Source organism: Devosia sp. P1_H9, from assembly GCF_056405135.1.
This window is the reverse complement of sequence record NZ_JBFUCQ010000010.1, coordinates 1-12,471: the sequence shown is the minus strand read 5'-3', so window position 1 is coordinate 12,471 and position 12,471 is coordinate 1. Positions and strand designations below refer to the sequence as shown.

The 12,471-nt window shown below is 66.4% G+C and carries 11 protein-coding genes and 1 riboswitch; of the genes, 9 read left to right on the top strand and 2 right to left on the bottom strand.

Annotated features, from left to right (window positions below; all coding sequences use genetic code 11):
* Positions 1 to 11 precede the first annotated feature (11 nt).
* The gene (locus AC1DYL_RS17980) at positions 12 to 2,894 is read left to right on the top strand and encodes an EAL domain-containing protein (RefSeq protein ID WP_477174231.1); all 2,883 of its coding nucleotides are present in this window, start codon (positions 12 to 14) and stop codon (positions 2,892 to 2,894) included.
* A 68-nt stretch (positions 2,895 to 2,962) separates the two neighbouring features.
* Here the strand turns inward: AC1DYL_RS17980 and AC1DYL_RS17975 are convergent, their stop codons facing one another.
* Positions 2,963 to 3,541 carry a YqgE/AlgH family protein gene (locus AC1DYL_RS17975; RefSeq protein ID WP_477150591.1) on the bottom strand — a complete coding sequence of 193 codons (579 nt, stop codon included), beginning with the start codon at positions 3,539 to 3,541 and terminating at the stop codon, positions 2,963 to 2,965.
* 127 nt (positions 3,542 to 3,668) lie between these two features.
* Here AC1DYL_RS17975 and AC1DYL_RS17970 point away from each other — a divergent pair, with 127 nt between their 5' ends.
* From AC1DYL_RS17970 to gcvPB, 7 genes are all read left to right on the top strand, one after another.
* The gene (locus AC1DYL_RS17970) at positions 3,669 to 4,490 is read left to right on the top strand and encodes a protein-disulfide reductase DsbD domain-containing protein (protein WP_477174230.1); all 822 of its coding nucleotides are present in this window, start codon (positions 3,669 to 3,671) and stop codon (positions 4,488 to 4,490) included.
* Between the two features lie 64 nt (positions 4,491 to 4,554).
* On the top strand, positions 4,555 to 5,052 hold the full coding sequence (locus AC1DYL_RS17965; protein ID WP_477174229.1) for a redoxin family protein: 498 nt from the start codon (positions 4,555 to 4,557) through the stop codon (positions 5,050 to 5,052).
* Positions 5,053 to 5,063: 11 nt separating this feature from the next.
* Complete coding sequence (locus AC1DYL_RS17960) at positions 5,064 to 5,651, top strand: hypothetical protein (RefSeq protein WP_477174228.1); 588 nt, start codon at positions 5,064 to 5,066, stop codon at positions 5,649 to 5,651.
* 59 nt (positions 5,652 to 5,710) lie between these two features.
* Positions 5,711 to 5,799: riboswitch (glycine riboswitch) on the top strand.
* Positions 5,800 to 5,947: 148 nt separating this feature from the next.
* Positions 5,948 to 7,117, top strand: coding sequence for a glycine cleavage system aminomethyltransferase GcvT (gcvT, locus tag AC1DYL_RS17955; protein WP_477174227.1), 1,170 nt, complete (start codon positions 5,948 to 5,950; stop codon positions 7,115 to 7,117).
* Positions 7,114 to 7,476 carry a glycine cleavage system protein GcvH gene (gene gcvH, locus AC1DYL_RS17950; RefSeq protein WP_477174226.1) on the top strand — a complete coding sequence of 121 codons (363 nt, stop codon included), beginning with the start codon at positions 7,114 to 7,116 and terminating at the stop codon, positions 7,474 to 7,476. Before gcvT ends, gcvH begins: the two co-directional genes overlap by 4 nt.
* An 8-nt stretch (positions 7,477 to 7,484) precedes the next feature.
* Positions 7,485 to 8,840: an aminomethyl-transferring glycine dehydrogenase subunit GcvPA gene (gcvPA, locus tag AC1DYL_RS17945; protein ID WP_477174225.1), complete on the top strand. Its 1,356-nt coding sequence runs from the start codon at positions 7,485 to 7,487 to the stop codon at positions 8,838 to 8,840.
* Positions 8,837 to 10,372 carry an aminomethyl-transferring glycine dehydrogenase subunit GcvPB gene (gene gcvPB / locus AC1DYL_RS17940; protein ID WP_477174224.1) on the top strand — a complete coding sequence of 512 codons (1,536 nt, stop codon included), beginning with the start codon at positions 8,837 to 8,839 and terminating at the stop codon, positions 10,370 to 10,372. The genes gcvPA and gcvPB overlap by 4 nt, the downstream gene beginning before the upstream one ends.
* 3 nt (positions 10,373 to 10,375) lie before the next feature.
* Here the strand turns inward: gcvPB and AC1DYL_RS17935 are convergent, their stop codons facing one another.
* Positions 10,376 to 11,239, bottom strand: coding sequence for an alpha/beta fold hydrolase (locus tag AC1DYL_RS17935; protein ID WP_477158246.1), 864 nt, complete (start codon positions 11,237 to 11,239; stop codon positions 10,376 to 10,378).
* Positions 11,240 to 11,438: 199 nt separating this feature from the next.
* On the opposite strand from AC1DYL_RS17935, the gene AC1DYL_RS17930 reads away from it, so the two are divergent.
* On the top strand, positions 11,439 to 12,005 hold the full coding sequence (locus AC1DYL_RS17930) for a methyltransferase family protein (RefSeq protein WP_477174223.1): 567 nt from the start codon (positions 11,439 to 11,441) through the stop codon (positions 12,003 to 12,005).
* Positions 12,006 to 12,471 lie beyond the last annotated feature (466 nt).

The following is a 12,471-nucleotide window of genomic DNA, read 5'->3' as shown; positions in this document are numbered from 1 at the left end:
TTTTTCATCTAATGCGTCACATCCTCTTCCTCGCGATGTGCATTGCGTTGGCTTTGGCCGGGACCCTTCCTGCCTCCGCTTTCGACGTCATCACCGCCCCTGAGAACGTCAACGCCGTGAACCTCACCGGCGTGGTCGATATCGTTCCCGGCGACGCAGGCAAGGTGCAGCTCTCCACCGCCGCCGGTGAAGACGGGATCATCCGCCGCATCGAAGTGCTGGCTTCCGTAGGCGGCAGCAACCCGAACTGGGCGCTGTTCGCGCTGCGCAACGATTCCGACGTGCAGCTCGAGCGCTTGCTGGTGGCGCCATTCTTCCGCCTGCCGGGCTCCGGCGTCTTCCGCCCCGATCTCGGTGCCGAGCGCATCAAGGTGCTGACCCCGAGCGCCGGCCTCAGGCCGACCCGCCTCACCGACCGCGAAGCGGACGTCTTCGAGGTGGTGCTCGACCCGGGCGCCACCGTGACCTTCGTCGCAGAGCTGTCGAGCGGCTCGCTGCCGGAACTCTACTTGTGGAAACCCGACGCTTATCGCGACTACGTCAACTCGTTCACGCTGTTCCGCGGCGTGGTACTGGGTGTTGCGGCGCTGGCGGCGGTGTTCCTCACCATCATGTTCGTGGTGAAGGGGCGCGGCATCTTCCCGGCGACGGCGGCGTTCTCATGGGCCGTGCTGATCTACCTGCTGGTCGATTTCGGCGTGCTCGGACCTTTGCTGGGCATCTCCAACGGGGCCATGCAACCGTTCCGGGCGGCGGCGGAGGCAGGTATCGCCACGACGCTGTTCGGCTTCCTGTTCATCTATTTGAACCTCCACCGCTGGCACCTGCGCTTCATCCACCTGGCGCTGGCGCTTGTGGTGGTGTTCCTCGCGCTGTTCGGCTTCGCCTTCTTCCAGCCCTCGATCGCCGCGACCGTGGCGCGGCTCGTACTGGCGCTGCTTGGCGTCACCGGCTTCTTCCTGATCCTTTTGCTGGCGCTGCGCGGCTACGACCGGGCCGTGCTGCTGGTGCCGACCTGGGTCATCTACATCGCCTGGCTGTTCTACGCCTGGCTGGTGGTCACCGGGCAGGTGTCGAACGACGTGGCGCAGCCGGCAGTGGCGGGCGGCCTCGTGCTCATCGTCATGCTGCTCGGCTTTACCTCGGTGCAGCACGCCTTCTCCGAGGGGCAGGTGTCGATCGGCACGCTCTCCGAAGTGGAACGACGCGCGCTGGCGCTGACCGGTTCGGGCGACTTCGTCTTCGACTGGAACATCGAGCGCGACCGCGTCTCGGTCTCCGATGAACTCGGTACCCGTCTCGGCGAGCGCCGTGGTGCGCTGCGCGGCTCGATCAAGCGCTGGCTCGACCGCGTGCATCCGGAGGATCGCGACCGCTTCCGCACCGCCTTCGACACGCTGGTGGAACTGCGCCGCGGCAAGGTCTCGGCCGACGTGCGCCTCACTGCCCACGACGGCAGTTTCCGCACCATGCGCATGCGGGTGAAGCCGGTGCTCGGCGGCGACGGCCAGGTCAACCGCATCGTCGGCACCCTGCAGGACGTCAACGAGGACCGCGCCAGCCGCGAGCGCCTGCTGCACGACGCCGTGCATGACAGCCTGACGGGCCTGCCCAACAAGCACTTGTTCCTCGACCGGCTGGAGCGCGCCCTGGTTCGTGCCCGCCTGCCCAACGGCACCAAGCCCGCGGTGTTCCTCATCGACATCGATCGCTTCACCGAGCTCGAGGAGCGGGTAGGGCACTCCGCCGCCGATTCCGTGCTGCTGGCGATCTCCCGCCGCGTCGCCCGCGTCATGCGCCCGCTCGATACCGTCGCCCGCCTCGGCGGCGACCAGTTCGGCGTGATCCTCGCGTCCGAGCAGGCCGCCGGCAAGATCGCCGAGACCGCCGAGCAGATCCGCAAGGCCCTGAAGTCGCCCTTCAACTTCGGCGAGCGCGACCTCAGCCTCACCGCCTCGATCGGCGTTACGATCTATGACGGCAACCCGGTCGCCGCGCCCGACGTGCTGCGCGATGCCGAACTCGCCATGTACTACGCCAAGCGCTTGGGCGGCGACCGCATCGAAGCCTTCCGCGCCTCCGCCCGCTCCATCGCCGCCTATTCGAAGGCCGGCGAAGAGGACCTCGATCGCGGCCTCCGCCACGGCGAGCTCGCGGTGCAGTTCCAGCCGATCATGGATATCCATTCGGGCACTATCGCCGGCTGCGAGGCGCTGATGCGCTGGAATCATCCGCAGCGTGGCGTTGTTCCGCCCGAGGAGTTCGTGCCGCTGGCTGAACGCACCGGGCTGATCGAGCGCCTCGGCCGCGTCGCCTTCGAGCAGGCCGCCGGGCAGGCCCGTGAATGGGCCGCATCGCTGCCCCTGCCTGAAGACTTCTTCGTCTCGGTGAACCTGTCGCCGGCGCAGCTCGCCACCGAGTCACTGCTCAACGACATGCGCGCGCTGGTCTCCGACCACCGCCAAATCGCCCGCCACCTGAAGCTCGAAATCACCGAGAGCCAGGTGATGAGCAACCCCGAGCACTCGGCCTATGTCCTGAACGCGCTGCGCGCCCTCGGCCTCCGCCTCGCGCTCGACGATTTCGGCACCGGGCACTCATCGCTCAGCTACCTGCATCGCTTTCCGTTCGACACCATCAAGATCCCCGCCGCCTTCGTGCAACTGGGCGACGACAGCGGCATGAGCCACACCCAGGTGCCGATCATCCGCGCCATCATTACGCTGGCGACGGAACTCGACCTCAGCGTCATCGCTGAGGGTGTCGAGACCATCGAGGAAATCGAGCGGCTGCAGCAGCTCAACTGCCAGTACGCCCAGGGCTACGCCTTCGGCGCCGCCATGAGCGGCGCGGAACTCGGCAAGCGCCTGCAGAGCCAGTTCAGCGGCAAGTAGGGCGCGGCGCTAGCCGCGGTCTCTCCACCATCACCGGCCGTCATCCCGGCGAAAGCCGGGACCCCCGCTCACCCATGCCCCGCCGTCGCGCTCAGCGTCGCCCGCGTGATTCCCAAGCTCGCCAGCGCTGCGTCGTAACGGTTCTCGATCGGCAGCCCGAACAGCAGTTCGCGTGAGAATGGCACCGTCAGCCAGCCATTGCCCTGTATTTCGGTCTCGAGCTGCCCCGGGCTCCAGCCGCAATAGCCGAGCGCGAACAGCGCCTCGCTCGGCGAGTTCTTGAAGGCCATGGCCTTGAGGATGTCGAGCGTGGCCGTGAGGCAGATGTCGTCGGTGACTTCGTAGGAGTTGCCGACGCGGAAATAGTCGGACGAGTGCAGCACGAAACCGCGGCTCTTCTGCACCGGGCCGCCTCGCAACACCTTGCGGTTGCGCACTTCGTCGGGCAGCTGGATGAGTTCGTCTTTCTCGCCGAGCTGCAGCTCTTCGAGGATATCGGCGAACTTCATGTCCTCGAGGCTCTGGTTGATCACCAGCCCCATGGCTCCTTCTTCGCCGTGCCCGACCAGATAGACGACGGTATCGCGGAAACGGTCATCGCCCATGTCCGGCATGGCGACGAGAAACTGGCCCCTGAGCGACTCCATGACGACATCTCCTGGCACCGGCTTGGCCGGATGCCTCTAATCTAGACCCGGCCCGGGCACTCTGCCTAGCTTCACGAAGACCTGATCCGCCTTTCTATTTAGGGTGCGCTCGGCTATCCGGAAACCCATGCGCACCCCGGCAGTTCTGCTTATCGCCACCCTCAGCCTCCCCGCCACGGCGGCCGAAACGCCGTGGCAGGATGTTGCCCCCGATGCGAGGGTCCGGCTGATCTCGTCCGATGTGCTGAAGTCCGACGGCACCACCACGGTGGCGCTCGAGATTGACATGCCGATGGCCACCAACACCTATTGGCGGGTGCCCGGTGAAACCGGCATTCCGACCACCTTCGATTTCAGCGGCTCCACCGGCGTGCTCGGCCACGAAGTGCTGTGGCCGTTCCCGTTGCGCGAGACCAAGACCGGCTATGTCGATTACGTCTATCGCGGCCCGACGGTGCTGCCGGTGGACCTGAAGCTCGATGGTGCGGCCACCAACCTCAAATTGCAGGTGGTGATGGGCGTCTGCTCCGACATCTGCGTGCCGGTGACGGCAAGCTTCGACCTGCCGCTGTCCTTTGCTACCCCCGACCGGGTGCAGGGGCTGCGCATCGCGCAGGCGCTGGCGCTGACACCGATGCCCTGGGAGGACCCGCGCGACCCGATCGCCTGGGTGGGGCTGGACACCGCGAGCGGCGCGCTGGCGGTGCAGGTCAGCGACCCCGAGGTCGACCCGCAATCGCTCATCGCCGATGCCGGAGAAGGTGGGCAACTCTTTGGTGCGCCGCAAAAAAGCCCGGATGGAAAACTAGTCCTCCTGCCACTGCTCGGGGGAGAAAGTAGCCGCGACGTGGAGGGCATGCCCGTCCGGCTCACATTCATGACCGAAATGGGGCCGTTCTCGGTCGAGCGGCGGATTTCGTCCGCCGGGTCGACGGCAGCGGACGACTGATCTAAGGTCCCTCGCGCCCGGGTATCGGGTGTTCGAGTTTTGGTCATGGGGAGCTAGCACACAGATGACGATCCAGCCCGGCGACAGGATCCCGTCCGTTCCCGTCAAGCTCGTGACCAACGGCGACACTGTCGATACCACCGCCGACGCCGTGCTCGGCACCGGCAAGATCGTGTTCTTCGGCGTGCCGGGCGCCTTCACCCCGACCTGCGACACCTCGCACCTGCCTGGCTTTGTCGCCAATATCGCGAAATTCAAGGCGCTCGGCGTCGACCGCGTCGTCTGCGGCACCGTCAACGACCACCATGTGACTAAGGCCTGGGGACAGCGTTCCGAGGCCCTGGGCAAGGTCGATTTCATCGCCGATGCCCACGCCCAGCTGGCCGAGGCGCTTGGGCTGGACAAGACATCCAACGATCTGGGCAAGCGCTTCGCGCGTTTCGCCATGATCATCGAGAACGGCGTCGTTAAGGACCTCTTCGTGCAGGATGTGGCAGGAGTGACCGTCAGCGGCGCGCCGGCTGTGCTGCTGGCCCTCGAAGCGTCGCGAGTAAGTGCGTAAGGAGCAGTCGCATGGGGTTTGTTGAAGTGGCAGCGACGCAGGGCGCACGGCTGGTTTCGATTGGCGCAGTGGCGCTTGCGCTCTCGGCCTGCTCGATAGGCAATATGTTCGCGCCCGCCGCGAGCGGCCCGTCTCCCATGCAGACCGCCAACCCCACGCAGCAGGAACTGGCAACCGCCAGCACCAATGCGCTGCCCGCCATCGCCACCGAATGCCCACCGATCAAGGTGCGGCTGGGCGGCGAAGCGCTGTTCTATTACGGCAAGGGCAAGGTGGGTGACGCGCGCGCGCTGAACTACCAGGCGGTGATCGAGAAGCAGTCGCGCAACTGCGTGGTGTCCAACGGGCTGATCACCGTGAAGATGGGTATCGTCGGCCGCCTGTTGCTCGGGCCCGCCGGCAACCAGACCAACGTCAACGTGCCGGTGCGTTTCGCGGTGGAACGCGACGAAGTTCCGCTGTTCTCTGAGCGCTACGAAATCCCCGTCACCATCACGCCGCCGAACCAGTCGGAAGAGTTCGTGAAGGTGGTCGAGAACGTCGCCATCCCCTACACCGGCGGCGAGCAGATCGTGATCTGGGTCGGCTTCGACAGCTGACGTGACTGTATAGCCGGCGAGGGGCGGATTGACTCCGCCCCGTAAACCCGGCTTAGCATACCTCGACTGCGGGAGAGTCCGGCTTCGTGCCGGCGCCGAAGGAGCAACCGCCCCGGAAACTCTCAGGCAACCGGACCGTAGTCAGACTGAACTCTGGAAAGCGGGTGACCACACCCCACCGAAGGAGCAACTCGCCCATAGGCGGCGGGGAAATCTCTCAGGTTAGCGGACAGAGGGGGCACGAACGCGGGGGCGGTTGCTCACGCGTTGCTGTGCAGTCAACCCCTGGTGTCCCAATGGCCGAACAACCGGCAGACGACCTCAAGACCGTAGTCCTCAACGACAAGCACATTGCGCTTGGCGGGCGAATGGTGCCGTTCTCCGGCTATTCGCTGCCGGTGCAATACCCCGCCGGCATCATCGCCGAGCACAAATGGACCCGCGAGCATGCGGGGCTGTTCGATGTCTCGCATATGGGCCCGAGCTTCCTCGTGCTCGATCACAAGTCGGGCGACGGCGAAGCCGACCACGCGGCGGTGGCCGAAGTGGTGGAGCCGCTGATCTGCGGCGACATCAAGGGGCTGAAACCCGGGCAAATCCGCTACACGCTGCTGCTCAACGAGGCGGGTGGCACCTATGACGACCTGATGGTCGCCCGACCGGCAGCCGAGGGCTGGGGCGGGGCGCTCTACATCGTGGTCAATGCCGGCACCAAGGAAGCCGATTTCCAGCGCATCGCCACGGCGGCGCTGGGCCGGGCAACGCTCAACCGTTCGGACCATGCGGCACTCTTGGCGCTACAAGGCCCGGAGGCGGCGGCGGTGATCGACGCGATCGTCCCGGCAGCGGCCGAACTGGGGTTCATGCACTACGGCTCGTTCGACTGGCGCGACACCAAGCTCGTGATCTCGCGCTCCGGTTACACCGGCGAGGACGGGTTCGAGATCCTCGTCGATCCGGAGCACGCCGCCGCCTTCTGGGATACGCTGCTCGCCGATAACAGGGTGAAGCCGATCGGCCTCGGCGCCCGCGACAGCCTGCGGCTCGAGGCCGGGCTGCCGCTTTATGGCCACGACCTCGATGAGACCATTTCGCCTGTCGAGGCCGGCCTAAACTTCGCCATCTCGAAACGCCGCCGCGAGGCCGCCGATTTCCCCGGCGCACAGCGCATCCTCGCCGAACTCGGCGGGGTGCTGGATCGCGTCCGTGTCGGGCTGACGGTGGAAGGCGCGCCGGCGCGCGAAGGTGCGGCGATCCTCGATCAATACGGCGCCGAGATCGGCGTTGTCACCTCGGGCGGCTTCGCCCCGAGCCTCAGCCGCGCCATCGCCATCGGCTTCGTGCCGCCAGACCACGCCGCCCCCGGCACCAAACTGCAGGTGATGGTGCGCGGCAAGACCCAGGCGGCGGAAGCCGTCGCCACCCCATTCGTTCCCCATCGCTATGTCCGGAAGGCCAGCAAATGACCAAGTTCACCAAGGACCACGAGTACATCACCCAAGAGGGCTCCATCGGCACCGTGGGGATCACGCCCTACGCCCAGGAACAGCTGGGCGACATCGTCTATGTCGAGCTGCCCAAGGTGGGCCAGAAGCTGAAGGCCGGCGACGAGGCTGCGGTGGTGGAATCGGTGAAAGCCGCGTCCGAAATCTACTCCCCAGTCTCCGGCACCGTCACCGCCGTCAATGACGCGCTCTCGGGCGAGCCCGGCCTGATCAACTCGTCGCCCGAAGCCGACGGCTGGATCTTCAAGCTCCAGCTCGACAACGCGGCCGAGCTCGACGGGCTGATGGATGCCGACGCCTACGCCAAGCTGACTGCCTGAGGATCTCGATGCGTTACCTCCCCCATTCCGAGCACGAGCGGGCCGATATGCTCGCCGTCATCGGCGCCAAGACCGCCGCTGATCTCTTCGCCCGCGTGCCGCGTTCAGCCCTGCTGACCGAGTCGGTGAACCTGCCGGCGCATTCGCCGGAGTTCCTCGTCGAGGCCCACATGAAGGCGCTGGCCGGCCGGAACCACGCGGCTGGCGATGGCCCGTTCTTCATCGGCGCCGGCGCCTACCGGCACCACGTGCCGGCGAGCGTCGATCACCTGATCCAGCGTTCGGAATGGCTGACGGCATACACGCCGTACCAGCCGGAGGTCTCGCAGGGGACGCTCCAGATGCTGTTCGAGTTCCAGACCCAGGTGGCGCATCTCACCGGCATGGAGGTCGCCAACGCCTCGATGTATGACGGCTCGACCGCCACAGCCGAGGCCGTGCTGATGGCGCGCCGGCTGACCCGCCGCAACCGCATTGTCCTGTCGGGCGGCCTGCATCCGCACTATCGCGACGTGGTGCGGACCTATCTCGGCGACGGCCCGGATCTCATCTGCCTGCCGGCCTCGCCGGAAGGGCAGGGCGACATCCTCAACCGCATCGACAGCGAGACTGCTGCGATCGTCGTGCAGACCCCGGACTTTTATGGCCACCTGCGCGATCTGCGCGCCGCCGCCGACGCGGCACATGCCTCCGGCGCACTGCTGATCGTCGTGGTGACCGAGGTAGTGTCGCTGGGCCTCATCGAGGCTCCCGGCGCGCTCGGCGCCGACATCGTCGTCGCCGAGGGCCAGTCGATCGGCAACAGCCTCAACTTTGGCGGGCCGTATGTCGGGCTGATGGCGACGAAGAAGGAGTTCATCCGGCAGATGCCTGGCCGGCTCTGCGGCGAGACCGTCGATGCCGACGGCAATCGCGGCTTCGTGCTGACGCTCTCGACCCGCGAGCAGCACATCCGCCGCGAGAAGGCGACGAGCAACATCTGCACCAACTCGGGGCTCTGCGCGCTGGCTTTCTCGATCCACATGTCGCTCTTGGGTGAGGCCGGACTGAAGAAGCTGGCGCGGCTCAACCACCACAACGCGGTGAAGCTGGCGCGCATGCTCGGCACGGTGCCGGGCGTCGAACTGCTCAACAAGAGCTTCTTCAACGAGATGACCATCCGCCTGCCGGTCCCTGCAGCGCCGATCGTCGAGCTGCTGGCCCGGGCCGACGTCCTGGTCGGCCTCCCGGTCAGCCGGCTGGAGCCGGACAATCCGGATTGCGCCAACCTCATCGTCCTCGCGGCCACCGAACTGACCACCGACGACGATATCGCGATGCTGGCCGAGTGCCTCCACGCCGCCCTCTCGGAGGAAGCCCAATGAGCATGAACAACCAGGGCCGCCCGACCGGCGTCGGCACCTCCGATTTCACCTCCGTCTCAGGCTCGTCGCTGCTCCCCAACGAGCCGCTGCTGTTCGAGATCGGCGACCGCGAGCACTCCGGCGTCGACCTGCCGGACGTGAAGATCGACGGCGCGTTCCTCGGCGGCTTCGAGCGGAAATCCGAGATCGATCTGGCAGGACTCACCGAGCCCGAGACGCTGCGCCACTATGTGCGGCTCAGCCGGCTCAACTACTCGATCGACAGCGGCATGTACCCGCTCGGCTCGTGCACCATGAAGCATAACCCGCGCCTCAACGAGAAGATGGCCCGGCTGCCAGGCTTCGCCGACATCCACCCGCTGCAGCCCGTTTCGACAGTCCAGGGCGCGCTGGCGTTGATGGACGAACTGGCGCACTGGCTGATGACGCTGACCAACACCGCTGCCGTATGCCTGACCCCCAAGGCCGGCGCCCATGGCGAGATGGCCGGCATGATGGCGATCCGTGCCGCGCAGGAAGCGGCAGGGCAGGGGCACCGCAAGGTCGTGCTGGTGCCCGAGAGCGCCCACGGCACCAATCCCGCGACCGCGGCCTTCCTCGGCTACAGCGTGCGCTCGATCCCGGCGCGCGATGACGGCACGGTGGATGTCGAGGCTGTGAAGGCGGCGCTGAGCCCCGACGTCGCGGCGATCATGCTGACCAACCCTAATACCTGCGGGCTGTTCGAGCCGGAGGTGATTGAGATCGCCGCCGCCGTGCACGAGGCTGGCGCCTTCTTCTACTGCGATGGTGCCAACTTCAACGCCATCATGGGCGTGGTGCGGCCGGGCGATCTCGGCATCGACGCCATGCACATCAACCTGCACAAGACCTTCTCCACCCCGCATGGCGGTGGCGGGCCGGGCGCCGGCCCGGTGGTGCTGTCGGCAGCGCTGGCGCCGTTCGCGCCGGTGCCATTCGTCCGGAAAGGCGAACTGGTGGAGCACGCTGAAGGCCAGCACCTCGGCCGCATCACCGCGTTCAACGGCCAGATGGGCATGTACGTGCGCGCGCTGACCTACATGCTGAGCCATGGCGGCGACGGGCTGGCGCAGGCGGCCAAGGATGCCGTGCTCAATGCCAACTACATCAAGGCGCGGCTCGAGCGCGCCTTCTCGGTGCCGTTCCCCGGCCAGCCCTGCATGCACGAGGCGCTGTTCGACGACAGCTTCCTCGAGGGCACCGCCGTCTCGACGCTCGATTTCGCCAAAGCGATGATCGACGAGGGTTTCCACCCGATGACCATGTACTTCCCCCTGGTGGTGCATGGCGCGATGCTGGTGGAGCCGACCGAGAGCGAGAGCAAGCAGACGCTCGACCACTTCTGTGACGTGATGTTGGAACTGGCGGCGGATGCGAAATCCGGCAACAGCGCTCGCTTCACCAGCGCCCCGATGAGCGCACCGCGGCGCCGTCTCGACGAGACGCGTGCAGCGCGCTCGCCGGTGCTGAAGTGGGAACGGGCCGAGCCGCTGCCGCAGGCGGCCGAATAAGGCTCAGGCCGAACGGGCGAGCGGCAGTTCTCTGGGCGTGGTGGCGGGCTTCGCCACCACATCGGCCGCGAACCGGCCGAGCAGATCGTTGAAGACGGCGGGCTGGTCCCAGAACGGCGCGTGTCCCGCCTCGGGGATGATGTGGCAGACATTGCCCCACAGCGTGCGGTAGCGCAGGCCCGCCAGGTAGCTGAGCCGCGCGACCGGCTCATTGGCGCCGTTGACGATGGCGATCGGGATCGTGGCCTCTTCCACCGCCTGCTTCTGGTCGGCCACGTCGCCCCTCAGGAGGCTCCGCGACACCGCCGGCCTGACGCGGCCATCGGCACGCCGGATCGACTGCAGGAAGGTCGGGTCGCCGGCGCCGTGGTAGCACATCTCGTAGAAGCGCTGCGCCTCGCGCTCGCTGAAATGCTCCTTGGCTGCGAGCAGTAGGTCGAGATTGGTCTGGAACGCCTTCAGCATGGCAATGGGGCCGCGGCTGACCGGCGGCGCGCCGACGAGCATCAGGCCGGTGACGCCCGGGTGTCGCGCCATCAGCTCGATGCCGACATGGCCGCCAAGCGACCAGCCGAACACCACTGCGTGGTCGATCCCCTTGTGTGCGAGAACTTCGGCCACAGTGCTGGCGAGCGCGTCGACACCGTAATCGGCCGGTGACTCGGCATCGCTCGACGCTCCGTGTCCCGGCAGATCAAGCGCGATCAGGCGATGCCGCTCGGCCAGCGGGCTGTCGAACTGCTTGCCGAACACCTTTCGCGAAGCGCCCGACCCGTGCAGCAGCACGAGCGGCTCGCCCCGGCCATCGCTTTCGCTGAGGCGGATCGAGGCAGAGCGGGTCTGCACTGTGCTATGGTAGACGGTCATGCGGGCGTCCTTCGAGAACGACCGGACTCTGCCAGACACTCACTACGTGCCGGTCAACCGGCACGGTGAAGCAACCACGAAGCTGAAAGCTTGTATTTTACCGATATCGCTGGCGCCGCCATGCAACTGCGACTTGTTTAGCTCCCAAACACTACGTAGCGTGATTTTGAAATCGACTGGCGTCACAGGGAGAATGCGAATGGACCTGATCCTCGATCTGATCGTCAGTGCCGTCAGCCTGTCGGTGATCGCCCAGTACAGCTGGTCGCTGAAAGCGCATTTCAACTCTCCCAAAATGCCCACCGGCACCGTGGTGATCTCGGTGGTGGTGCTCACCACCGCTGCCATCTATGTGGCCCTGCTATGGATCGAGAGCCAGCCGCTGTTGGCAACCCTTGTCGCCCTCATGCTCGAGGGCCTTGCCATCTGGATGTTCTGGTCCGCCATCAAGGCCTCGCGGGCGGCGCGGCTGAAGATGGCCTTTGATGTGCGGAACCCGCACGGCCTCGTCACCGGCGGCCCATACCGCTACCTGCGGCACCCGTTCTACACGTCCTATCTGATCTTCTGGATCGGTTGGGCAGTGGCGACCTGGTCGCTGTGGTCTGTCGTGCCGCTGGTCGTGATCACGGTGATCTACGTGCTCGCGGCCCTGGGCGAGGAACGGAAGTTCTCACGCACCGAAATGGCGGCGGACTATGCTGACTATCGCCGGCGCACTGGGTTCTTCTGGCCGCGGCTTGGCGGCAACCCGCAGAGTAGGTGAGCGGAGTCACCACGCCCAGGCGGCCTCGCGATGCCGCGGCGCGCCTTCCCGACCTCTCCCATCCGCCGGCGCCATCCCCGCGAAAGCGGGGATTTCTGTTTCTGCCGAGCCTCCGCCAACGAAGGTTCCCGCTTTCGCCGGGACGACAGCCAGTGGGGGTAGGCTCGATCATGCCCCAAACTCGATGCGGCACCTCCCCCTCTGACGGGGAGGATGGGAGGGGGTGAGCGAAGCCACAATCACGAGGCTGGGCAAGGCGTTGCGAGAATCTTGCGCCGATCTATCCCCCCGCTCCCCACCCATGCGATTCTCCCCTCGTCCGCTGCACCGAAGCGAGATCATGACGAGTGGTTGGTGCGGTGGAGACCGGGTGGGCTGCGGGTCGCTGCAGTTCAGGCGGAAACCATCACGGCAAGGACCGGTTCGCCGGTCAAGCCGCTATCACGCGAGGGTTGCTCGATGCGGA